The organism is Luteibacter sp. NPDC104163, assembly GCF_055584245.1.
In genome coordinates, this window is sequence record NZ_JBVJMK010000002.1 from 96,843 (window position 1) to 120,726 (window position 23,884).

General features: G+C 64.4%; 21 protein-coding genes and 1 tRNA gene. All 22 read left to right on the top strand.

The window, feature by feature from the left end; all coding sequences use genetic code 11:
* The first annotated feature begins 21 nt into the window (after nt 1-21).
* The 22 genes from ACZ6YI_RS03610 (at nt 22) to ACZ6YI_RS03715 (ending at nt 23,803) form a co-directional block, all read left to right on the top strand.
* Entirely contained in the window at nt 22-984 is a 963-nt protein-coding gene (locus ACZ6YI_RS03610) for a PIG-L deacetylase family protein (protein ID WP_465777465.1), read from the top strand.
* Nucleotides 985-1,012: 28 nt separating this feature from the next.
* Nucleotides 1,013-1,381: a PilZ domain-containing protein gene (locus ACZ6YI_RS03615; RefSeq protein WP_440327906.1), complete on the top strand. Its 369-nt coding sequence runs from the start codon at nt 1,013-1,015 to the stop codon at nt 1,379-1,381.
* Between the two features lie 272 nt (nt 1,382-1,653).
* On the top strand, nt 1,654-2,010 hold the full coding sequence (locus ACZ6YI_RS03620; protein WP_440327904.1) for an NADH-quinone oxidoreductase subunit A: 357 nt from the start codon (nt 1,654-1,656) through the stop codon (nt 2,008-2,010).
* A complete protein-coding gene (locus tag ACZ6YI_RS03625; protein ID WP_139983592.1) occupies nt 2,001-2,555 on the top strand; it encodes a NuoB/complex I 20 kDa subunit family protein in 555 nt (184 codons plus the stop codon). The genes ACZ6YI_RS03620 and ACZ6YI_RS03625 overlap by 10 nt, the downstream gene beginning before the upstream one ends.
* Nucleotides 2,556-2,567: 12 nt before the next feature.
* A complete protein-coding gene (locus ACZ6YI_RS03630; RefSeq protein ID WP_440327902.1) occupies nt 2,568-3,296 on the top strand; it encodes an NADH-quinone oxidoreductase subunit C in 729 nt (242 codons plus the stop codon).
* Between the two features lie 27 nt (nt 3,297-3,323).
* On the top strand, nt 3,324-4,553 hold the full coding sequence (locus ACZ6YI_RS03635; protein ID WP_440327905.1) for an NADH-quinone oxidoreductase subunit D: 1,230 nt from the start codon (nt 3,324-3,326) through the stop codon (nt 4,551-4,553).
* A gap of 21 nt (nt 4,554-4,574) precedes the next feature.
* Nucleotides 4,575-5,102 (top strand): NADH-quinone oxidoreductase subunit NuoE, encoded by a 528-nt coding sequence (gene nuoE, locus ACZ6YI_RS03640; RefSeq protein WP_429243081.1) that lies wholly within the window; start codon nt 4,575-4,577, stop codon nt 5,100-5,102.
* Nucleotides 5,103-5,112: 10 nt separating this feature from the next.
* On the top strand, nt 5,113-6,456 hold the full coding sequence (gene nuoF / locus ACZ6YI_RS03645) for an NADH-quinone oxidoreductase subunit NuoF (RefSeq protein WP_465777466.1): 1,344 nt from the start codon (nt 5,113-5,115) through the stop codon (nt 6,454-6,456).
* The gene (gene nuoG / locus ACZ6YI_RS03650) at nt 6,453-8,768 is read left to right on the top strand and encodes an NADH-quinone oxidoreductase subunit NuoG (protein WP_465777467.1); all 2,316 of its coding nucleotides are present in this window, start codon (nt 6,453-6,455) and stop codon (nt 8,766-8,768) included. The genes nuoF and nuoG overlap by 4 nt, the downstream gene beginning before the upstream one ends.
* Before the next feature lie 3 nt (nt 8,769-8,771).
* On the top strand, nt 8,772-9,794 hold the full coding sequence (gene nuoH, locus ACZ6YI_RS03655) for an NADH-quinone oxidoreductase subunit NuoH (RefSeq protein WP_465777468.1): 1,023 nt from the start codon (nt 8,772-8,774) through the stop codon (nt 9,792-9,794).
* A gap of 6 nt (nt 9,795-9,800) precedes the next feature.
* Entirely contained in the window at nt 9,801-10,292 is a 492-nt protein-coding gene (nuoI, locus tag ACZ6YI_RS03660) for an NADH-quinone oxidoreductase subunit NuoI (RefSeq protein WP_139983578.1), read from the top strand.
* A 16-nt stretch (nt 10,293-10,308) separates the two neighbouring features.
* Nucleotides 10,309-10,971, top strand: a complete 663-nt coding sequence (locus tag ACZ6YI_RS03665) for an NADH-quinone oxidoreductase subunit J (RefSeq protein ID WP_465777469.1) — start codon at nt 10,309-10,311, stop codon at nt 10,969-10,971.
* The gene (nuoK, locus tag ACZ6YI_RS03670) at nt 10,968-11,273 is read left to right on the top strand and encodes an NADH-quinone oxidoreductase subunit NuoK (protein WP_247327437.1); all 306 of its coding nucleotides are present in this window, start codon (nt 10,968-10,970) and stop codon (nt 11,271-11,273) included. Before ACZ6YI_RS03665 ends, nuoK begins: the two co-directional genes overlap by 4 nt.
* Before the next feature lie 4 nt (nt 11,274-11,277).
* Nucleotides 11,278-13,341, top strand: coding sequence for an NADH-quinone oxidoreductase subunit L (gene nuoL / locus ACZ6YI_RS03675; RefSeq protein ID WP_465777470.1), 2,064 nt, complete (start codon nt 11,278-11,280; stop codon nt 13,339-13,341).
* Nucleotides 13,342-13,355: 14 nt separating this feature from the next.
* Nucleotides 13,356-14,867 carry an NADH-quinone oxidoreductase subunit M gene (locus ACZ6YI_RS03680; protein ID WP_440326698.1) on the top strand — a complete coding sequence of 504 codons (1,512 nt, stop codon included), beginning with the start codon at nt 13,356-13,358 and terminating at the stop codon, nt 14,865-14,867.
* 14 nt (nt 14,868-14,881) lie between these two features.
* Nucleotides 14,882-16,342, top strand: a complete 1,461-nt coding sequence (nuoN, locus tag ACZ6YI_RS03685) for an NADH-quinone oxidoreductase subunit NuoN (RefSeq protein ID WP_440326697.1) — start codon at nt 14,882-14,884, stop codon at nt 16,340-16,342.
* Nucleotides 16,343-16,427: 85 nt separating this feature from the next.
* Nucleotides 16,428-16,504 (top strand) — tRNA-Met (locus tag ACZ6YI_RS03690).
* A 132-nt stretch (nt 16,505-16,636) separates the two neighbouring features.
* Complete coding sequence (locus ACZ6YI_RS03695; RefSeq protein WP_465777471.1) at nt 16,637-16,987, top strand: hypothetical protein; 351 nt, start codon at nt 16,637-16,639, stop codon at nt 16,985-16,987.
* A gap of 83 nt (nt 16,988-17,070) precedes the next feature.
* Nucleotides 17,071-18,588, top strand: coding sequence for a transglutaminase-like domain-containing protein (locus tag ACZ6YI_RS03700; RefSeq protein ID WP_465777472.1), 1,518 nt, complete (start codon nt 17,071-17,073; stop codon nt 18,586-18,588).
* Between the two features lie 191 nt (nt 18,589-18,779).
* Entirely contained in the window at nt 18,780-20,060 is a 1,281-nt protein-coding gene (locus ACZ6YI_RS03705) for a hypothetical protein (protein ID WP_465777473.1), read from the top strand.
* A gap of 75 nt (nt 20,061-20,135) precedes the next feature.
* Entirely contained in the window at nt 20,136-21,005 is an 870-nt protein-coding gene (locus tag ACZ6YI_RS03710; RefSeq protein ID WP_465777474.1) for an AraC family transcriptional regulator, read from the top strand.
* 302 nt (nt 21,006-21,307) lie between these two features.
* Complete coding sequence (locus ACZ6YI_RS03715; protein ID WP_465777475.1) at nt 21,308-23,803, top strand: protease pro-enzyme activation domain-containing protein; 2,496 nt, start codon at nt 21,308-21,310, stop codon at nt 23,801-23,803.
* The last annotated feature ends 81 nt before the right edge of the window (nt 23,804-23,884 follow it).

Consider the following 23,884-nt stretch of genomic DNA (forward strand, 5'->3'; position numbering starts at 1 on the left):
CCACTGCGCCCCGGTATCGCCGTGCCCCACGCCCCCTGTATCGATGCGTCGACGCGCCTCCTCGTGGTTGCGCCGCATCCGGACGATGAATCGCTGGCGGCGGGCATGCTCATCCAGCGCTGCCTGGCTGCGGGCGGCTCGGTCGATGTCGTCCTGTTGACCGATGGTGATGACAATCCCTGGCCGCAGCGCTGGCTGGAGAAGCGTGTCTTCATCGGTGCGGAAGGGCGCAGGCGGTGGGGTGCGCGGCGCCGGCTGGAGGTGGCTGCAGCGTTGGGTCGGCTGGGCGTGGCGGCGGACCGCCTGCACGCCCAGGGCTGGCACGACATGCAGGTCACGTCCCAGCTCCGCCACCAGCACGGGCCGGCCGTGGGCGCCCTGCGGCGCGTGATCGAAAGGGTGCGGCCTACCGTACTGGTGATCCCCGACCTCGGCGACCGCCACCCGGACCACGGCGCGGCCCACGTACTCGCCCGGCTCGCGTTGCATGCGGCAGGGTCAACGGCGGACGTCCTGACATACATGGTCCACGGCACTGAGGCCAGCGCGCCGGAGGACCTGTTGGTTCCCGACCAGGATGAGGGCCGGCAGGCCACGAAGATTGCCGCGGTGCTCGAGCACGCCACCCAGATGGCCTTGAGTCGCGAGCGGATGCTCGGCATCGCCGCGCGGCCCGAGCGTTACGACCGACCGCCCCCGGCGCCGGTGGGCGACACCCTGCGCCTGCCGTGGCACCCCGGGCCGCTAGCCCGCGCCCGCCTGAGGGTCTTGCTGGCGGACGGGCAGGGCGCCCGCCACTGGGCCTGGCGCAGCGCACCCCTGGAACGGGATGGCGAAGACTGGCTCCTCGCCCTGCGGCCGGTGCCCGGCCCTGCCTTCGTCAAGCTGACCGCCGACCTGTCGACCCCGTGGATCTTCGACCGTTACGGCTGGGTATCGCAGGATCCCGAGCCCGTCGGGCTTGTGGCCCGCCCCGTGGGCTAGCTAGGATGGCCGCCAGTCAAGGGAATCCATAGCCTCCATGAATGCCACCAGCCCGTCGCCCCGCCAGGGCATCCTGTCGCTGAAAATCAAGGACGTGAATTCCCTGTACATCTCGTACATGCCGTTCCTGAAGACCGGCGGGCTGTTCGCCCCTACCGCCCAGCGCTACAACCTGGGCGACGAAGTGGCCCTCCTGGTGACCCTGATCGACGATAGCGAGCGCCTGTCGGTTGCCGGAAAGGTGGTATGGATCACCCCCGTGGGGGCGCAGGGTAACCGTACCGCGGGCGTGGGCATCCAGTTCAACGAATCGCCCGAGAGCGAGGCCGCCCGCCAGCGTATCGAGGCCCTCCTGGCCGGCACCCTCAATTCCGAGCGGCCCACCCAGACCATGTAACCGGCAGGCCGGCGTGAAAAACGGGTATTGCACCATCGTGGACCGGTTTTTCCTTCATTAAGACTTGTCGGCATACCTGCACGCACTGGTACAATAGATCGGTTCCCCAACGTGAGATTGTGGATCTCCGGAGTCGTTGGCGCGCCTGGCGCGTCGTCGCGGACCGGTCCATTTGGATCGATTCGAAAAAAGCTCCGGCGCCCCTAGCCGGACCGCTCGTCCCCGTCGACGGTCACTGATGCGCCCAGCGAGGCGCGGAGGTACGCAGCATCGTGCTCGCCCAATATTGGCCCGTCCTGTTGTTCATAGCCGTGGCCGTCGGCCTAGGCGTCGTCCTCATGGTGCTCGGCATGCTCGCCGGCCCGAAGCGTCCCGATGCGGAAAAGCTCTCGCCTTATGAGTGCGGCTTCGAGGCCTTCGAGGATGCGCGCATGAAGTTCGACGTGCGCTATTACCTCATCGCGATCCTCTTCATTATTTTCGACCTCGAAATCGCCTTCCTTTTCCCGTGGGCCGTGGTGTTCGACAAGATCGGCATCGTCGCCCTGGTGGAAATGGCGCTGTTCCTGGCGCTGCTCGTGGTCGGTTTCGCTTATGTCTGGAAGAAGGGAGCGCTCGAATGGGAGTGATGACCACCATCGACCGGGTGATGCACAACCCGGAACCGCTCAACCTCGTCGACGACATCATCCGTCCGAATGGCGACGCGCCGCTGCCGCAGCGCGGCTTTGGCGTGACCAGTGTCGACGCGCTGATGAACTGGGCACGCACCGGCTCCATGTGGCCGATGACGTTCGGCCTGGCGTGCTGCGCGGTTGAGATGATGCACGCGGGCGCGGCCCGCCTCGATCTCGACCGCTTCGGCGTCGTGTTCCGCCCCAGCCCGCGCCAGTCCGACGTGATGATCGTGGCCGGTACCCTGGTCAACAAGATGGCCCCCGCGCTGCGCAAGGTCTACGACCAGATGCCCGAGCCGAAGTGGGTCATCTCCATGGGTTCGTGCGCCAACGGCGGCGGCTATTACCACTATTCGTATTCGGTCGTGCGTGGTTGCGATCGCATCGTGCCGGTCGACATCTACGTGCCGGGTTGCCCGCCGACGGCCGAAGCGCTGATCCACGGCATCCTGCAGCTGCAGAAGAAGATCCGCCGCACCCACACGATCGCGCGCTAACAGGGCCTGCACATGAGCGTTAATAACGAGACCTCGCTGGTCGAACGCCTCGCCGCGCGCTTCGGCGACATGCTGACGGTGAAGGTCGAACGCAACGAAGTCACCGCCGAGGTCGCCCCGCGCGACCTGCTCGCCGTGGCCACCGCGCTGCGTGACGAAGCCGGCTTCCGCTTCACCGTCTTCATCGACGTGTGCGGCGTGGACTACCTCAGCTACGGCAAGACCGAGTGGGACACCGACACCGCGCAGGGCGAGAGCTTCTCGCGTGGCGTGGAAGGCCAGGCCGTCGGCCGCTTCACCTGGGCCGAGCGCCCGCGCCCGGCCGAGCTGCCGCGCCGCTTCGCCTCGGTGTACCAGCTGCTGTCGATCGAGCACAACCAGCGTATCCGCCTGCGCAGTTTCTGCGAAGACGACAACTTCCCGGTCGTGCCGTCCGTGACGGGCATCTGGCCGGGCGCCGACTGGTTCGAGCGCGAGTCGTTCGACCTGTACGGCATCATTTACGACGGTCATCCGGACCTTCGCCGCATCCTTACCGACTACGGTTTCGTCGGCCATCCGTTCCGCAAGGACTTCCCGCTCATCGGTAACGTCGAGGTCCGCTACGACGCCGAGCAGAAGCGTGTCGTCTACGAACCGGTCTCGATCGAGCCGCGCGTGCTTGTGCCGCGCACGATCCGCAACGATGCCGACCTCGATCAGGCCAGGGCGGAAGCCGCCGACCGCTGGCGGGAGAATTAAGCCGTGGAAGAAATCCGCAATTACACGATGAACTTCGGCCCGCAGCATCCTGCTGCGCACGGCGTGCTGCGCCTGGTGCTGGAAATGGACGGCGAGACCATCGTCCGTGCCGATCCGCACATCGGCCTGCTGCACCGTGGCACCGAAAAGCTTGCCGAATCGAAGCCGTTCAACCAGTCCATCGGTTACATGGATCGCCTCGATTACGTCTCGATGATGTGCAACGAGCACGCCTACGTGCGCGCCATCGAGAACCTCATGGGCATCGAGGCCCCCATCCGTGCGCAGTACATCCGCACGATGTTCGACGAGATCACCCGCATCCTGAACCACCTCATGTGGGTGGGTTCGAACGCGCTCGATCTGGGCGCCATGGCCGTGTTCCTCTACGCGTTCCGCGAGCGCGAAGAGCTCATGGACGTGTACGAGGCCGTGTCGGGCGCGCGCATGCACGCCACGTACTACCGCCCGGGCGGTGTGTACCGCGACCTGCCGGAGCAGATGCCGCAGTACCGCGAGTCGCCGTGGCACAAGGGTGGTGACCTCAAGCGCCTGAACCAGTGGCGCGAAGGCTCGATGCTGGACTACCTCACGGAGTTCACCAACGACTTCCCGAAGCGCGTCGACGAATACGAACTGCTGCTCACCAACAACCGTATCTGGAAGCAGCGTACGGTCGGTATCGGCGTGGTCGACCCCGAGAAGGCCCAGGCCTGGGGCATGACCGGCGCCATGCTGCGCGGTTCGGGTATCGCATGGGACCTGCGCAAGAAGCAGCCGTATGCCGCCTATGACCAGATGGATTTCGATATCCCGGTCGGCGTCAATGGCGATTGCTACGACCGCTACCTGGTGCGCGTGGAAGAAATGCGCCAGTCGAACCGCATCATCCGCCAGTGCGTGGAGTGGCTGAAGGCCAACCCGGGCCCGGTCATGGTGCAGAACTACAAGGTCGCCCCGCCCAGCCGTGTCGAGATGAAGAACGACATGGAAGCGCTGATCCACCACTTCAAGCTCTTCACCGAGGGCTATGGCGTACCGGCCGGCGAAACCTACGCCGCCGTGGAAGCGCCGAAGGGTGAGTTCGGCTGCTACCTCATGTCGGATGGCGCGAACAAGCCGTTCCGCGTGCACCTGCGCGCGCCGGGCTTCGCCCACCTTTCTTCGATGGACGCGTTCGTGCGTGGCCACATGCTCGCCGACGTCGTCGCGATGATCGGCACCTACGATCTCGTCTTCGGCGAAGTCGACCGCTAAGTCGACGGAGTACACAGAATCATGAAAGCCACCGGTCATTTCGAGCAGGTGAAGGACGTCGATCCGATCGCCGTGCTCAACGATCACACCCGGGAGCATATCGACCACTGGGTCGGCAAGTTCCCGCCGGACCGCAAGCGCTCGGCGCTCATCCAGTCGCTGATGGCCGCCCAGGAGCAGAACCAGGGCTACCTCACCGACGAGCTGATCACCGCCGTCGCCAAGTACCTCGACCTGCCGCCGATCTGGGCGTACGAAGTCGCGAGCTTCTATTCGATGTTCGAGACCACGCCGGTCGGTCGCAACAACGTCGCCATCTGCACCAACATCTCGTGCTGGCTCAACGGTGCCGAAGGCCTCGTGCGCCATTGCGAGAAGAAGCTGGGCATCAAGACCGGCGAGAGCACCGCCGACGGCCGCATCTACCTCAAGCAGGAAGAGGAATGCCTGGCCGCCTGTGCCGGCGCGCCGATGATGGTCGTCAACGGTCATTACCACGAGAAGCTGACGACCGAATCGGTCGACGCGATCCTCGACGGTCTCAAGTGAGGTAAGGGCAATGGCTAGCACCACTGGTCCGGTCGGACCCGCACCCAAGGAACACCAGGTCGTCTACACGACCCTGCATTTCGAGAAGCCCTGGTCGCTCGAGAGCTACGAGAAGGTCGACGGCTGGAAGGCGTGGCGCAAGATCCTGGCTGAAAAGCCGGATCCGGCTGCGCTGATCGAAGAAATCAAGAAGAGCTCGCTGCGCGGCCGCGGCGGCGCCGGCTTCCCCACCGGCCTGAAGTGGTCGTTCATGCCGCGCAATGCGCCGGGCCAGAAGTACATCCTGTGCAACTCGGATGAATCCGAGCCGGGCACCTGCAAGGATCGCGACATCCTGCGCTTCAACCCGCACTCCGTGCTGGAAGGCCTGGCGATCGCGTGCTACTGCACTGGTTCCACCGTGGCCTACAACTACCTGCGCGGTGAGTTCCACCACGAGCCGTTCGAGCACATCGAGGAAGCCCTGAAGGAAGCGTACGCCGCTGGCCTGCTCGGCAAGGATATCGATGGCTCCGGCATCGACGTGGATATCTACAACGCCCTCGGCGCCGGCGCGTACATCTGCGGCGAAGAAACCGCGCTGATGGAATCGCTGGAAGGCAAGAAGGGCCAGCCGCGCTTCAAGCCGCCGTTCCCGGCCGGTTTCGGCCTGTACGGCCGCCCGACCACGATCAACAACACCGAGACCTACGCCTCGGTGCCGGCGATCCTGCGCAACGGCGCGGAGTGGTTCCTCAACATCGGCAAGCCGAACAACGGCGGCCCGAAGATCTTCTCGGTCTCCGGCCACGTGAACAACCCGGGCAACTTTGAAATCAAGCTCGGCACGCCGTTCTCCGAACTGCTGGAGATGGCGGGCGGTGTCCGCACGGGAAACAAGCTCAAGGCGGTCATCCCGGGCGGCTCCTCGATGAAGGTGCTGCCGGCCGACAAGATGATGGAATGCACCATGGACTACGACTCGCTGCAGAAGGCGGGTTCGGGCCTGGGTTCGGGTGCCGTCATCGTGATGGACGACAAGACCTGCATGGTCCGCGCCTGCCACCGCATCTCGCGCTTCTATATGGCTGAGTCGTGCGGCCAGTGCACCCCGTGCCGCGAAGGCACCGGCTGGATGCACCGCGTGCTGTCGCGCATCGTCGAAGGCAAGGGCACGCAGGATGACCTGCACCGCCTGAAGGCCGTCGCCGGCCAGATCGAAGGCCACACCATCTGCGCCTTCGGTGAAGCCGCGGCGTGGCCGGTGCAGGGCTTCCTGTACCACTTCTGGCACGAATTCGAATACTACGTGCAGCATGGCCGTTCCATCGTGGATGGCCCGGCTGACACGGCCACCACTGGAGTCGCTGCATGAGTGCGCAGCCCGTAGCCAATGCCGCGCCGGATCTCGTCAATATCGAGATCGATGGCGTTCCGGTGCAGGTAGCCAAGGGGTCGATGATCATCCAGGCGGCGGACGCCGTCGGTATCGCCATTCCGCGCTTCTGCTACCACCGCAAGCTCCCGATCGCCGCCAACTGCCGCATGTGCCTGGTGGAGATCGAGAAGATGCCGAAGCCGGCACCGGCATGCGCCACGCCGGTGGGCGAGGGCATGAAGGTCTTCACCCGCTCGGACAAGGCACTCAAGTCACAGCGCAACGTGATGGAGTTCCTGCTGATCAACCACCCGCTGGATTGCCCGATCTGCGACCAGGGCGGTGAGTGCGAACTGCAGGACGTCTCGCTCGGCTACGGCCGGTCGGTGTCGCGTTACGTCGAGCGCAAGCGCACGGTGGCCGATGAGAACCTCGGCCCGCTGATCGCGACCGAGATGACCCGTTGCATCCAGTGCACGCGCTGCGTCCGCTTCACCAGCGAGATCGCCGGCACGTACGAGCTGGGTGGCATGAGCCGTGGTGAAAACCTCGAGATCGGCACCTACATCGGCAAGACGATCGAGAGCGAACTGTCGGGCAACATCATCGACGTTTGCCCGGTCGGCGCGCTGACCAACAAGCCGTTCCAGTTCCAGGCGCGCGCCTGGGAGCTGGTCGCCCGTCCGTCTGTGGCCTACCACGACGCGCTGGGTTCGAACCTGTGGCTGCACACGCGCCGCGGCGAAGTGCTGCGCACGGTGCCGCGCGATAACGAATCGATCAACGAGTGCTGGCTGTCCGACCGTGACCGCTACAGCCACCAGGGCCTGTACGCGGCGGATCGTGTCAAGGCGCCGATGGTCAAGCGCAACGGCCAGTGGGCGACCACCACGTGGGACGACGCCCTGTCGGTCGCCCGCGAGGCGCTGAAGAGCGTTTCGGGTGCCGACCTCGGCATCCTGGTGAACCCGGCGACCACGAACGAGGAGGGCGAGCTGCTCGTCCGCCTGGCGCGTGGCCTGGGCAGCGCCCATGTCGATCACCGCCTGCGCCAGCTCGACTTCGCCGACAACGCCTTCGCGCGTCCGTTCGCGTCGCCGATCGCCTCGCTCGACAAGGTCAAGTCGGCGCTCATCGTCGGCTCCGACCTGCGTTACGAAGTGCCGCTGCTCAACCACCGCATCCGCCAGGCGGCGAAGAAGGGCGCGAAGGTGTTTGCCGTGAATCCGGCGCACTTCAACTTCAACTTCGATCTCGCCGGTGAAGCCGTTGCGCCGCCGCACGAGCTCGTCGCCGAGCTGCTGCAGTTCGCCAAGGTCGCCGCTGAAAACGGTGCGGCCGTGCCGGAGTCGATCGCCAGCGTGGTGAACGCCGCGACGACCACCGACGACCACCGCGCCGCGTACGCGGAGTTCGCGGTCGAAGGCGCCGTGGTGATCTTCGGCCATGCCGCCGCCAACCACCCGGAAGCCTCGTGGCTGCGTGCCATCGCGCGTTTCATCGCGCAGGCCGCGGGTGCGGCGTTCAACGAAATCCCGGCAGGTGCCAACGCCGTCGGTCTCTCCACGGTGGGCGTCCTGCCGACCGCGGGTGGCCTCGATGTGCGCGCCATGCTTGCGCAGCCGCGCAAGGGTTACGTGCTGTACAACGTCGAGCCGCCGTACGACTTCGCCGATGGTGCCCAGGCCGTGCAGGCCATGCACTCGGCGCAGACCGTCGTCGCGTTCGCCGCTTACGCTTCGGATGCCCTTAAGGATTCGGCCGACGTGATCCTCCCGATCGCGCTCACGCCGGAGCTGGAAGGCACGCTGGTGAACGCCGAAGGTACGGCCCAGGCCGTGCTCGCCGGTGCGAAGGCGCCGGGCGAAGCCCGCGAAGGCTGGAAGGTGCTGCGCGCGCTGGGCGGTTCGCTCAACGTCGCCGGCTTCGAGTTCGATGACCTGGCGGGCCTGCGTGATGGCATGGTCGAGCGCACGGCGGATGTCCGCCCGGTGCTTGGCCAGCGTGCCGCGGCCGCTACGCTCTCGCGTATCGCCACGGTGCCGGTCTATCGCGGTGACGCCGTGCTGCGCCGCGCCGGTGCGCTGAACTCGCATCCGCTTAACCGCGCCGCCGCCATCCGCGTCAGCGCGGACGACGCCGGCAAGCTCGGCCTGGCTGATGGCGGCAACGGCCGCATCGGTGACAGCGTGCTTCCGGTGGTCGTCGATGCCGCGGTGCCTGCCGGTGCCGTGTGGATCGATGCCGCGCTTCCCGAAACCGCGATGCTGCCGCCGTACGGCGCCGCCATCACCCTGAGCAAGGCGTAAACCATGGCCGATCAACTCTTCGACCACCTCTTGCTGCCGGTGCTGTTCATCCTGGCTGTCGTGCTGCCGCTCGTGATCACCGTCGCGCTTTACGTGTGGTGGGAGCGCAAGGTGCTCGGCTGGATGCACGTCCGCATGGGGCCCAACAAGGTCGGCCCCGCCGGCCTCCTGCAGGCCTTCGCCGACGTCGTCAAGCTGCTCATCAAGGAAGTGGTGCTGCCGACCAACGCGAACCGGTTCCTGTACTTCCTGGCGCCGATGCTGGCCCTGGTACCGGCACTGGCGGCGTGGGCCGTGGTGCCGTTCGCCCCGGGCGTGGTGCTCGCCAACGTCAACGCGGGCGTGCTCTACCTGCTGGCGATGACCTCGATGGGCGTCTACGGCATCATCCTCGCCGGTTGGGCTTCCAACTCGCGCTACGCGATGCTCGGCGCCATGCGCGCCGCGGCGCAGGTGATCTCGTACGAACTGTCGATGGGCATGTCCATCGTCTGCGTACTGGTGCTGACCGGTAGCCTGAACCTCACCGCGATCGTCGATGCACAGCACGGCGGCCTGCTCAGCTGGTACTGGATTCCGCTGCTGCCGGTGTTCGTCATCTACTTCGTCTCGGGCGTGGCGGAAACCAACCGCGCACCGTTCGACGTGGCGGAAGGCGAATCGGAAATCGTCGCCGGTTTCCACGTGGAATACTCCGGTTCGCCGTTCGCGCTGTTCTTCCTGGCCGAATACGCCAACATGATCCTGGTCTCGTTCCTGACCTCGATCCTGTTCATGGGTGGCTGGCTGTCGCCGTTCCCGGAGAGCTTCGGCATCCTGGGCCACGCCAGCATCCTCTGGCTGTTCGCCAAGGTCTTCCTCTTCGCCTTCCTGTTCCTGTGGTTCCGCGCCAGCTTCCCGCGCTACCGCTATGACCAGATCATGCGCCTCGGCTGGAAGGTCTTCATTCCCATCACCATCGTCTGGGTCCTCGTCGCCGGCTGCATGAAGTATTTCGGCTGGGTCCACATCGGCACGGGAGCCTAAAGAGCCATGTCCCGCGTAACCCATTATTTCAAGAGCCTCCTGCTGCTCGAGCTGTTCAAGGGCATGGGCCTGACCATGCGCTACATGTTCAGCCCGAAGTACACGATGCGCTATCCGTTCGAGCACATCCCCAAGTCGAACCGCTTCCGCGGCCTGCACGCCCTGCGCCGTTACGCCAACGGTGAAGAGCGTTGCATCGCCTGCAAGCTGTGCGAGGCGGTGTGCCCGGCGCTCGCGATCACCATCGACTCGGCCCCGCGCCCGGAAGATGGCCAGCGCCGCACCACGCGCTACGACATCGACCTGTTCAAGTGCATCTTCTGCGGTTTCTGCGAAGAGAGCTGCCCGGTCGATTCCATCGTCGAGACGCACGTGCACGAGTACCACATGGAACATCGCGGCGAGAACGTGGTGACCAAGGCCCAGCTGCTGGCCATCGGTGACCGCTTCGAGCAGGACATCGCTGCCGCCCGCGCCCAGGACGCGGCTTACCGCTAAGGGGCCCGGGAATACGATGAATACCGATCTGCTTCAACTCATCTGTTTTTACCTCTTCGGTGGCGTAGCCGTCATCGCCGGCCTGATGGTCATCACCGTGCGCAACTCGGTCCATGCCGTGCTGTCGCTGGTGCTTACCTTCTTCAGCATGGCCTGCGTCTGGCTGCTGGCCGAAGCGGAGTTCCTCGCCATCGCACTGGTCGTCGTTTACGTCGGCGCGGTGATGGTGCTGTTCCTGTTCGTGGTCATGATGCTGGACATCAAGCAGGAGGTCGTCCGCGAGGGCTTCATCCGCTACCTGCCGGTGGGCATCATCGTCGCCCTGGTCATGCTGGTCGAAATGCTGGCCATGATCGGCGTCAAGGCCATGCACGCCCACACGCTTGGCCCGAACCCGGCCGGCAACTCGAACGTCGCGTGGCTGGGCCAGGCCCTGTACACCGACTTCCTGCTGCCGTTCGAGATCGCCGCGCTGATCCTCACCGTCGGCGTGGTCGCCGCCGTGGCCCTGACCCTGCGCCAGCGCCTTGGCGTGCGCCACCAGTCGGCCGCCCAGCAGGTGGCCGTGCAGGCGACCGACCGCGTGCGTGTCGTGAAGATGGCCCCGAGCCAGGTGGCTTCGGTGGTACCGCCGCCGGCACCGCCGGCTGCCGAACCGACGCAGGAGAACAGCAAGTGATCACGCTTTCCCATTACATCGTGCTCGGCGCGATCCTGTTCTGCATCGCGGTGGCTGGCCTGTTCATCAACCGCAAGAACGTGATCGTGCTGCTCATGGCGATCGAGCTCATGCTCCTCGCGGTGAATACCAACTTCGTGGCCTTCTCGCGCTTCTTTGGCGATGTGCAGGGCCAGGTGTTCGTGTTCTTCATCCTCACCGTGGCCGCGGCGGAATCCGCCATTGGCCTGGCGATCCTGGTCCTGCTGTTCCGTAACCGCAGCACGATCAATGTCGCCGAAATCGACAGCATGAAGGGTTGATCCGATGAGTCTCTCGCTTTCAATCCTGCTTACGATCGCCCTGGCCCCGCTGGCCGGTGCGATCCTGGCGGGCCTCTTCGGCAAGGTGATCGGCCGGGCGGGGGCGCACTGCGCCACCATCCTCGGCGTCGCCATCGCCTGCGGCCTGTCGTTCTACGTGCTCTACCAGCTGGTGTGGGGTGGGGCGGATAACTTCAACCAGGATGTCTACACCTGGTTCGAAATTGGCCGCTTCCATGCCTCCGTCGGCTTCATGGTCGATCGCCTCACCGCCATGATGATGGTGGTGGTCACCTTCGTGTCGCTGCTGGTGCACCTGTACACCATCGGCTACATGGCGGAAGACCCGGGCTACCAGCGCTTCTTCAGCTACATCTCCCTGTTCACCTTCTCGATGTTGATGCTCGTCATGAGCAACAACTTCATGCAGCTGTTCTTCGGCTGGGAAGCGGTGGGCCTGGTGTCGTACCTGCTGATCGGCTTCTGGTACAAGCGCCCGACCGCGATCTTCGCGAACCTCAAGGCCTTCCTGGTCAACCGCGTGGGTGACTTCGGCTTCCTGCTCGGTATCTCGGCGATCCTGTTCTTCCTGGGCACCCTGGATTACCAGACCGCCTTCGACCATGCGCCGGAACTGGTCGGCAAGACCCTGCAGATCACCCAGAACCATGCGTGGGATGCGGCTACCGTGATCGGCATCCTGCTGTTCATCGGTGCCATGGGTAAGTCGGCCCAGGTGCCGCTGCACGTGTGGCTGCCGGATTCGATGGAAGGCCCGACCCCCATCTCGGCGCTGATCCACGCGGCCACGATGGTGACCGCGGGCATCTTCATGGTCGCCCGCATGTCGCCGCTGTTCGAGCTGTCCGAGGGCGCGCTCTCGTTCATCCTCGTCATCGGTTCGACCACGGCGCTGTTCACCGGCCTGATCGGTATCGTCCAGAACGATATCAAGCGCGTCATCGCGTACTCCACGCTCTCGCAGCTCGGCTACATGACCGTGGCGCTCGGCGTCTCCGCTTACAGCGGCGCAGTGTTCCACCTGATGACCCACGCGTTCTTCAAGGCCCTGCTGTTCCTGGGCGCCGGTTCGGTCATCATGGGCATGCACCATGAGCAGGACATGCGCTACATGGGCGGCCTGCGCAAGTACATGCCGATCACCTGGATCACCATGTGGATCGGTTCGCTGGCCCTCGCCGGTACGCCGTTCTTCTCGGGCTTCTACTCGAAGGACGCGATCATCGAGGCCGTTGGTGAATCGCACCGCTGGGGCGCTTCCTACGCACACTTCTGCGTCCTCGCCGGCGTGTTCGTGACCTCGCTCTACAGCTTCCGCCTCCTGTACATGACCTTCCATGGCAAGGAGCGCTTTACGGTGGAGCACAAGGCGCATGGCCACCACGGCCACGATGCCCATGCCGACCACCACGATGATGCGCACCACGATGACGACCACGGCCACGGTACGCCGGGCGTGCTCGAGCATGCGCCGCATGAGTCGCCGTGGGTGGTGACGGTGCCGCTGGTGCTGCTGGCGATCCCCTCGATCCTGGTCGGCCTGTTCACCGTCAAGCCGATGCTGTTCGATGGCTGGTTCGGCAAGGCCATCCACGTGAACGAAGAAAACAACGTGCTGGGCGAACTCGCGCATGAGTTCCACGGCGCGGTGGCCGCGGGCTTCCATGGCTTCACGCAGGCTCCGTTCTGGATCGCCTTCGCGGGCTTCGCCGTCGCGACCTACGTGTACCTCTTCAACCCGTCCGTCGCTGACAAGGCGAAGAACGCGCTGAAGCCGGTCTACAACCTGCTCAACAATAAGTACTGGATCGACGAACTGTACTTCGCGGTGTTCGCGAAGGGCGGCGTCAAGCTGGGCGAAGGTCTTTCGAAGGTGGGCGACCAGGCCCTCATCGACGGCGCCATCGTCAACGGCTCGGCCGGCCTCGTGCAGCGCATCGCGGGTGGCGCACGCCGCCTGCAGTCCGGATTCCTCTTCCATTACGCGTTCGCCATGATCCTCGGCCTCATCCTGCTCCTGGGCGGGTACTGGCTGATCGGGCAATAAGGGAAACGAGCTCTATGTCGAATCACTTGCTCAGCCTGCTGATCTGGCTCCCGGTCGTCGGCGCCATCCCGGTGCTGTTGGCCGGCGCCGGTCGCCCAGGCCTCGCCCGCTGGATCTCGCTGCTGGTCGCGGTTGCCACCTTCGCCGCCAGCCTGGCCCTCCTGCCTGCCTACGATGCCGCGACCGGCACGATGCAGCTGTCCGAATCGTTCAGCTGGATCCCGTCGCTGGGTATCAACTACTCGCTGGCGGTCGACGGCATCTCCGTCGCGCTGATCATCCTTACCTCGTTCACCCAGATCCTCGTAATCGTGGGTGCGTGGGAAGTGATCCAGAACAAGCCGCACCAGTACATGGCTGCCATGCTCGTCCTCGAGGGCTGCATGATCGGCGTGTTCTGCGCGACGGACGCGTTGCTGTTCTACGTGTTCTTCGAAGCCATGCTGATCCCGATGTTCGTCATCATCGGTATCTGGGGTGGCCCGCGCCGCGTCTACGCCACGCTGAAGTTCTTCATCTACACGTTCTTCGGCTCGATCTTCATGCTGATCGGCCTGATCTACCTGTACCACAAGACCGGCGGCAGCTTTGCCCTGGCCGACATGGCCAAGGTGCCGCTCACCCTGACCGAGCAGAGCTGGCTGTTCTTCGCCTTCCTGCTGGGCTTCGCCATCAAGGTCCCGATGGTGCCGGTGCACACCTGGCTGCCGGACGCCCACGTGGAAGCGCCGACCGGCGGTTCCGTGGTGCTGGCGGCGGTCATGCTGAAGATCGGTGGCTACGGCTTCCTGCGCTTCTCGCTGCCGATCGTGCCGGATGCTTCCGAGCATTTCGCCGGCCTGATCATCGTGCTGTCGCTGATCGCGGTGTGCTACATCGGCTACGTGGCCCTGGTCCAGGGCGACATGAAGAAGCTTGTGGCGTACTCGTCCATCGCGCACATGGGTTTCGTGACCCTGGGTATCTTCATCGCGTTCATGCTGGTGCGTGAAGCCAACAACCCGGATGCCGCCCGCCTGGGCATGCAGGGTGCGATGGTGCAGATGATCTCGCACGGCTTCATCTCGGGTGCGATGTTCAGCTGCATCGGCGTCCTGTACGACCGCCTGCACTCGCGCCAGATCAAGGACTACGGCGGCGTCATCAACGTGATGCCGATCTTCGCCCCGTTCTACGTGCTGTTCGCCATGGCCAACAGCGGCCTGCCGGGCACCAGCGGTTTCGTCGGTGAGTTCATGGTCATCCTGGCCGCCTTCAGCGCCAACCCCTGGATCGCGCTGTTCGCCGCCTTCACGCTGATCATCGGCGCGGCTTACACGCTGTGGATGGTCAAGCGCGTGCTGTGGGGTGACATCACCAACCCGCACGTGAAGGAACTGACCGACGTCAACGGCCGCGAGATCTTCATGCTCTCCGCGTTCGCCGCCGGTGTGCTGCTCTTCGGTATCTGGCCGGAGCCGCTGGTCCACCTCATGGATGCGTCGGTGTCTCGCCTCGTCGAGCAGCTGGCCATTACGAAAGTCTGAGCGGGAAATAGTCCATGCCTGGTATCAATGACATCCTTATCCTGCTCCCCGAGGTTTACCTCACGGTCGCGGCCTGCGTCCTGCTCCTGCTGGATGCCTGCCTGAAGCCGGACCAGAAGGGCGCGGTGCACTGGCTCTCCGTGCTGGTGCTGCTGATCGGCGCCTACCTCGTCGTGAGCGGCCAGCCGGACGGCAGCGCCACGGCGTTCGGCGGCATGTTCGTCCGCGACGGCGTGGCCGAAGTGCTGAAGCTGTTCTCGCTGCTGCTCATGGCGGTGATCTTCATCTACGCGCGGCCGTACCTGAAAGAGCGGGCCATTCCGTTCGGCGAGTTCTACACGCTGTCGATCTTCGCCACGATCGGCATCATGTTCCTCGTCGCCGCGGGCAGCCTGGTCACGGTGTACCTGGGCCTCGAGCTGCTGACGCTGTCGTCGTATGCGCTGGTCGCCCTGAACCGTGATTCGCGCCTGTCCTCCGAAGCGGCGATCAAGTACTTCGTGCTGGGCGCGCTGGCCTCGGGCATGCTGCTGTACGGCATGTCGATGGTCTACGGTGCTACGCACACGCTGGACCTGCACGGCATCCATGCCGCCATCGTCGGTACGGAGTGGCACACGCTGCTGCTGTTCGGCCTGGTGTTCATGATCGTGGGCATCGGCTTCAAGCTCGGCGCCGCCCCGTTCCATATGTGGATCCCGGACGTGTACCAGGGTTCGCCGACCGCCGTGACCATCTTCATCGGTTCCGCGCAGAAGCTCGCCGCGTTCGGCATGGCGTATCGCCTGCTGTCGACCGGCATGGGCGACATCGCCGGTGGCGCTTCGGGCCTTGCCGCGCAGTGGCAGCTCATGGTCGCCGTGCTGGCCGTGCTCTCGCTGGCCATCGGTAACCTGGTCGCGATCGTGCAGACCAACCTGAAGCGCCTGCTGGCCTATTCGACCATCTCGCACATGGGTTACCTGCTGGTCGGCCTGGTCAACGCCGGTCCGGAAGGCTATTCGGCCTCGATGTTCTATGCGGTCAGCTACGCGCTCACCAGCGCCGCTGCCTTCGGCATGATCCTCGTGCTGTCGCGCGCCGGCTTCGAGTGCGAAGAGATCGACGACCTGAAGGGCCTGAACCAGCGTTCGCCGTGGTTCGCCTTCATGATGCTGCTGGTGATGTTCTCGCTGGCCGGCGTGCCGCCGCTGTTCGGTTTCTTCGGCAAGCTGCTCGTGCTGAAGGCCGCGATGGATGCGGGTTACCTCTGGCTGGCCCTCGCCGGCGCGGTGTTCGCCATCATCGGCCTGTACTACTACCTGCGCGTGGTGAAGGTCATGTACTTCGATACGCCGAACGAAGGTACCGATGTGCGTGCTACCTCGGACGTCGCTTCGCGCTGGATGCTCTCGATCAACGCACTCGCGCTGCTCGTGCTGGGCTTCACCTGGGCCCCGCTGTTCGCGTGGTGCCAGAGGGCGTTCGGCGGCTAAAGGATGTTTTGCAGCCCTTTCTTCATGAATGTGTAAGAAAGGGCTTGCAAGAATCCGGCCACGTCGCTATACTTTTTTTCTCTGATGCGGGGTGGAGCAGTCTGGCAGCTCGTCGGGCTCATAACCCGAAGGTCGTAGGTTCGAATCCTACCCCCGCTACCAGTTTCAATAAAAAGGCGCTGACTTTGGTCAGCGCCTTTTTTCTTGCCTGGACTACACGGATTATCGCCCTGGGCTGACATCGGTTTTTTTGGCATGCGCTTACAGTGGGCGTCCCTTTGCGGAGGTCTGCCCATGAGTGTTCTATCCGATGCCCCCTTTGTTCCCGCGCATGTCGACGTCGAGATGCTCGTGGGCATCGCATCCTCTATCGCGCGCCTGGAGGCGAAGTTCGATGCTGTCGACGCGCGCATCGGCTCCCTCGAGACAAGGATGGGGTCCGTCGAAGTTTCAATCGCTGAGCTCCGCTCCAAGGTAGGCACGATCGAAACCGACGTTCGGAAACTGCTCGACTGGAAGCAGCGGCTGTGGGGCATGTTCCTCCTCATCAGCCTTGCCGCAGCGGTCGCGCCATCGGCCTGGCGGTCAGTGGCTGGCGTCCTTCCCGCCGGTTTGTCGAACGGCAACCCGGCGGCTACTGATTAAATTCGCTGTCATGTTGGCCTTTTGGCCTTGACGTGCTGTCGCCGCATGTCGTTTATGAGGAATCCAACGCAGAAAGGATTCCCATGCGCGTTTCGCATGCTGTTGTGGTGGGTTGGCTCTGCCTTGCGCCTGCTTGCGCGCTGGCGACCGACACATGGATGAGCGTCATGCTCGACGGCCAGAAGGTCGGCAAGGTGCACGTCGAGCGGGATGTGCAGGGCGACCAGGTGGTGACGACGCAGACACTGGATCTTCGTGTCGCGCGGTTCAAGACACCGCTGATAACGCACAGCGATGCGCGGCTGGTGGAGTCGCTGGATGGAAATCCGCTCGCGTTTTCCACAAAATCAGGGCAGGGTGCCGAGGCCACCGAAGTCCTGGGCGAGCCGCACGGCGACAAGGTGTTCCAGGTGACATCCACACTTGCCGGCCAGACCAAGGTCAGCCTGATGACGTGGCCCGATGGCGCAACGCTGTCGGAGGGTCAGCGGATCGCGATGAAAGCGCACGGGTTCGCTCCGGGTACCAAGTACACCATGCGTACGTTCCAGGCCGACCGCCAGCAGGTCGCTAACCTGGACGTGACCGTCGTGGGCGATGAACTCGTCGACCTGCCCGGGGGCAGGGAGCAGCTGCACCACCTGCGCGAGGAGCTGGTGGGGTCGAACGGCTCACAGTGGACCGACATCTGGGTGAATGACGACGGCGCCATTCGCCGGTCGGTCGCGCCGATGTTCGCTTATCGCATCGAGATGGCGGCATGTGACGAAGCCTGCGCATCGGCACCCGATGCCGATGTGGATGTCCTCCGCACGGCCATGTCGCCTTCACCACGGTTGATCCCCGGGGCGCTGCGCGTCGCGCCGATCCGTTACCGCATTTCCGTGAAGGGCAATCATCCTTTGCCATTCATCGACACGGACGAGCAGCGCGTCAGCGACATCAGCGAAGGGGTGTACCAGCTGGACGTGGGCAAGCCCATGCCCCACGGGGATGAGCCGGGCCCGACGAAGGACGATCTGGAATCGAACCCATGGGTGCAATCGGATGACCCGGCGATCCAGGCCGCGGCCCGGAAGATCGTCGGTGATTCGTCCTCGGATCTTGCTCGTATGCGCCGGCTCCGCACCTACCTGACCGATAGCATCGATACCAAGGGCATGGATATTGGCTATGCCTCGGCCCTGGATACCCTGCATACGCTCAAGGGCGATTGCACCGAACATGCGGTACTCCTGACGGCCATGGCGAGGTCCCTGGGCATTCCCGCGCGCGTCGTTACCGGGCTCGTCTATGTCGATCGATTCGCCGGCGCGAATCGCGTTTTCATTCCCCACGCGTGGATGCAAGCGTGGATCAAGGGGCGCTGGGTCAGCTTCGACTCGGCGCAGGGCCGTTACGACTCCACCCACATCGCGCTCGCCGTGGGCGATGGCACGCCGTGGCGTTTCTTCGACGCCATGGCGGCCCTGGGGTCCATCCATGTGGAGCGCGCCACGCCCAGCTCGGACCTGATGGGCATGCCGCCCGAGTCGTTCCGCCCCGAACCCGCGCAGCCTCCGATGGCGATGCCGACGACGAATACGTCATCCCGGCGCTGAGTCGCTTGACAGGCGGATCAGGCGTGCGACTTACAGTGCCTTCAGGCCAGGGAGGGGGCTTGGATGTTCGGTTCAGTCGTTTGGCCACGCCCATGGCCACGCATCAGCCGTGCTCCTGACCGTACTAGCGCGGAATCTAGTGCCTGGGAACCAGGGGGGATAGAATCGCAGCATGTTGCGAGGGGTGGGGTATGGAAGCGAATAGGCGGCGGGAGGCGCTGCAAAGCAGTGCGAGGGTGGTATCGCGGCCGCATGTCCCGGCGTTGATCTGGTACGGCATGGGTGCGCTGATTTTCGGCTTGCTGGTGTTCTCGGTGTTTCGCATCATTGAATGGGATGGAACCGTGATGGTTCTCGTCCCGGTCGCCGTCATGGTGGCCTTCGGCTTGCCACTCGTCTTGTCCCTGCGGCAGCTCACGGCCGCTGCCGTCGTAGAAGACGACTCGCTGGTCTTCCGCCGTTTCTTCATCGAGATGTGGCGGGTCAAAAGGAGCGATGTATATTCGGCCATTCCGACGAAAGGGATCATCGAGGGCCCGCTCTGCCTGATCACGCTCGGGGGGACGGATCGTGTGCTGCCCGGGACGCTTGTCCGTGGTCTTCGCGGTACCTGGGTCGAGGCGTTGCGCAACGAGGTTCGAAATAGCCCGTTCGATTCGATGTCGCCTGATGAAGTCAGGGCCTTCTCCGATGTGCTCGAGCGCTCCGCGGCGCAGCGAAACCGGGCCTACGGTGAGTCGCCCGATGAGCGGCTCACAAACTGGCACCGCAGCAAGCTCATCGAGCGGATCATCGTCGGGGGCACTGGGCTACTTTCCGTCTATGTCCTGCTGGCTCCAGCACACACGTTCGCCTGGGCGCTGGCCATCGCTAATGTCGTTGTCGCGACCGCACTCGTGCTCATCCGCCGTCTTCTGGTGCTGACTTCCTGCGGTGCAGCTGAAGCTATCCACGGCATCGTCCTCGTGCTGATCAGCTTGCTGCCGGGCGTGGTATTCACGCGAGCGATGTATGGCTGGCAGACGCTTGCGCCGGGCTTCGCCACCGCCGGATGGTCGGTAGCAGCGGTCGTCTGGATCATCGCGGGGATCCCGCCCTGGCGCGGGCTTGCGCCGAAACACTTATTTGGAAGCGCTCTGTTTTCAGCCATCCTCTTCGTCGGCACCGCGTACTGGTCCGTGCAGATGATCTCGTATGCGAACAGGCATTTCGATTCTCCGCGTGGGACGCGGGCTGAGGTAGCAAGCGTACTCTCCATTTCCGAGAGCGCCGCTTCGCGTTCAAGCCCCGCAAGCCTTGCCGTCGAACTTGGTAGTTCAACGAGCTTTACTTTCGGTTTGTCGGCGCGATTTGCTCTCGACCGGCTTCCGGATGGTGACGTCGCTGTGGGTGGTCAGTGCGTCCTCTTGTTGCATCCAGGATGGCTGCACGTGCGCTGGGTTGAGGTTGCTACCTGCCGCCGTCCGGGTTGAGCTTTTTCCGGATCGCTGCGGCACATGCGCAAGATCGGTCATGCGTAGCTTCGCGGCAGCGGCTACGCTTTGCCCATGAATGACGACCGCTTCCGCCAGTTGCTTGGTTACATCGATAGCCACCTCGATGAGGTGCTGTCGCTTGACGTTCTCGCCGGCAAGGCAGCCTATTCGCCGTTCCATTTCCACCGCCGCTTCGCGGCGCTCACGGGTATGGGCGTGCACCGCTATGTGCAGCTCTCGCGATTCAAACGGGCGGCATGGCAGGCGGCATTCCGCCCCGATGTGTCAGTCACCGAGATGGCACTGCAGGCCGGGTATGAAAGTGCGGAGGGGTTCTCACGCGCGTTTCGCCAACGGTTGGGCGCGTCGCCTGCTGCGTTTCGCGAACAACCGGACTGGGCGCGCTGGGCGCGCGCCTGGCAGGATCTTGACCAGGTGAGGAGGTTCGCCATGCCGCTAACGCACGACCATGACGATGTGCGCATTATCGATTTCCCCGAAACCGCCGTGGCGTGCCTGCCGCATCGGGGTGCGCCGGAGCTGATCGGCGAAACGATCCGCCGGTTTATCGCGTGGCGTAAGGAGAACCGCCTGCCGCCATCGCGTTCGTCCACTTGGAACATTGCCTACGACGACCCGGATGAGACCCCGCCGGACGCGTACCGCATGGACCTCTGTTGCACCTGCGCGGAGGTCGCGCCGAACGAGCAAGGCGTCGTGGCGGCGACGATCGGGGCTGGGCGTTGTGCCGTTCTTCGCCATACCGGTTCGGATGCGCAGCTGGGTGACAGCGTGCGCTTCCTCTATGGGGAGTGGCTTAGTGCCAGCGGTGAGACCCCGCGCGACGCGCCGCTGTTCTTCAAGCGCGTGACGTTTTTCCCTGATGTACCGGAGCACGAAGCGGTGACGGAGATTTACCTGCCGCTTGCGGACGTCTCGTAGCCGCGGCTCTCCGCGCAAGAACTTGCGCATGCGTTAGCTCCAACGTTTCTCCGCCCTAGCAGACGCGTTGCCGATTTCACCTGGCGTGCACGAACGCCGTCACAAGACCGCGTCCACCGTCAACCTGTTCGACTTTCGGGAAAGGTTGGCGAAAGTTTCAACCGTGCCTGCTCGATCGACAGGGGGAAGTCGGCGTGCCGGCTCGGGGGATCGCAAATTCCTGCGCTGGAGCGCCCTGCAGTGACAACGCCGCCACGCAATGTGCGCGGCATTCCTACGGGCAAACGAAGGAACACTACGCAATGAAGATCGATGCTTTTCGCGTCACCAGGAAGACAGCATTGACGGTCGCGATCACCCTCGCGATGACCTCACTGGGGAGCCATGCACAAGACGCATGGGTATCAACGAACACGCAGGCGGCCCTGTTGCCGGCCGCGACCACGCAGGTCCTGGCGGCCAGCTCCACGGCGGCTACTCCAGTCTCCGCGGGTTACCGGATCAACATGACCGGCCAGCCGTCGATCGAAGGCACGGCGGTGACCGCCATGGCTGCGGATCATCCGCTGCATGTCGTTATCGCCATGAAGCTACGCAACCCCGACCAGCTGCAGACGTTCCTGCACAATGTCACCACGCCGGGCAGCGCGGGTTACGGCAAATTCCTTACGCCTGACCAGTTCAAGGCCCAGTACGGCCCCACCCAGGCGCAGGTGCAGGCCGTCGTCGCGCACCTTAAGCAGGCCGGCTTCACCAACATCGAGGTCGCGCCGAACAACCTGCTGATCTCGGCCGACGGTAATGCCAACGCCGCCACCACGGGCTTCCATACATCGATCAAGCGCTTTGAATCCGGCGGCCGCGAGTTCTTCGCGAACGACACGCCTGCCCTGGTGCCCGCCGCGCTGGGCGAGTCGGTCGGTTCGGTGCTCGGCCTGCAGAACGTGAGCGTGAAGCACACGCTGCACCACGTGTATCACCCGGAGCGCGTGACCGTGCCCGGCCCGGCATCGAGCACGCAGGCCGCCGCGTCAGTGGCAGCCCATCATCCGCAGGACTTCGCTGCCATCTACGGCGGCAGCGGCGTGCCGGCAGCCTCGAACACCGCGGTGGGCATCATCACCTGGGGTTCGATCACGCAGACCGTCACCGACCTCAACAGCTTCACTGCGAGCGCCGGCCTCGGTACGGTCAACAGCACGATCACCAAGGTGGGTAGCGGCACGTTCGCCAACGATCCGGATTCGAACGGCGAATGGTCGCTGGACAGCCAGGACATCGTCGGTATCGCCGGCGGCGTGAAACAGCTGATTTTCTACACGTCGGCCAACGGCAACTCGAGCTCCTCCGGCATCACCGATGCCGGCATTACCGCTACGTACAACAAGGCCGTCACGGACAACATCGCGAAGCTGATCAATGTGTCGCTCGGTGAAGATGAAACCGCCGCGCAGCAGTCCGGTACGCAGGCCGCTGATGACGCGATCTTCCAGCAGGCAGTGGCGCAGGGCCAGATCTTCTCGATCGCCTCCGGCGATGCCGGCGTCTACCAGTGGTCGACGGATCCGCTCTCGGGCTCGCCGGGCTACGTGGCGAACTCGGCTGGCACGGTGAAGATCGACCTCACCCATTACTCCGTCAGCGAGCCCGCCAGCTCGCCGTATGTCATCCAGGTGGGTGGCACGACGCTGTCGACCAGCGGTACATCGTGGTCGGGCGAAACGGTGTGGAACGAAGGGCTTTCCGCGATCGCCCCGAGCCAGGGCGACAACAACCAGCGCCTGTGGGCGACCGGTGGTGGCACCAGCCTGTACGAGGCTGCGCCGTCGTGGCAGTCGTCGGTCTCCAGCAGCACGAAGCGCGTGGGCCCCGATGTGGCGTTCGACGCGGCGTCCTCGTCAGGTGCGCTCATCGTCGTCAACGGTTCGACGGAGCAGGTGGGCGGAACGTCGCTGGCCTCGCCGCTGTTCGTGGGCGCGTTCGCTCGCATCGAGTCCGCCGCGAACAACGCCATCGGCTTCCCGGCCTCGAAGTTCTACGCCGCGTTCCCGACCCAGGCCTCGCTGCTGCACGACGTGACCTCGGGCAACAATGGCTACCAGAACCACGGCTACACGGCTGCCTCGGGTTTCGATGAAGCGACCGGCTTCGGCAGCTTCGATATCGGTAAGCTCAACACGTACGCCCAGGCGAATTGGGTAAGCGGCGGTGGCGGGACCACCAATGCGCCACCGGTCGCCAACTTCAGCTTCACCACCAGCGGGCTCACCGCGACCTTCACCGATAGTTCGTCCGACAGCGATGGCAGCGTGACCGGCCACTCGTGGAACTTCGGCGATGGCGCGACGTCGACGACGACCAGCCCGAGCCATACGTACGCGGCTGCGGGCACGTATAGCGTGAGCGAAACGGTGACCGATAACGCCGGTGCGACCAACACCAAGACGTCATCGGTAACGGTGAGCTCGTCGGGCGGTGGCGGCGGGAACGTGCTGCAGAACGGTGTGGCCGTGACGGGTCTTTCGGCGGCCAAGAACGGCAAGCTCAACTACACGGTGGCGGTGCCCGCAGGTGCTACCAACCTGAAGATCGCGATCTCGGGTGGTTCGGGCGATGCGGACCTCTACGTGAAACTTGGCTCGGCGCCGACCACGTCGAGCTATGACTGCCGTCCGTACGTCACCGGCAACACGGAATCCTGCACGGCGACCTCGCCGACCGCAGGCACCTACTACGTAATGCTCAACGCTTACGCGGCATTCTCGGGCGTGACGTTGAAGGCGACCTGGACCAACTAAGTGCGAGCGTAAAGAGTTGCCCGCCCCGCATGGGGCGGGCACTCATCGTCAGGGCGACGGCGCGGCCCTGGCAGGGCCGTG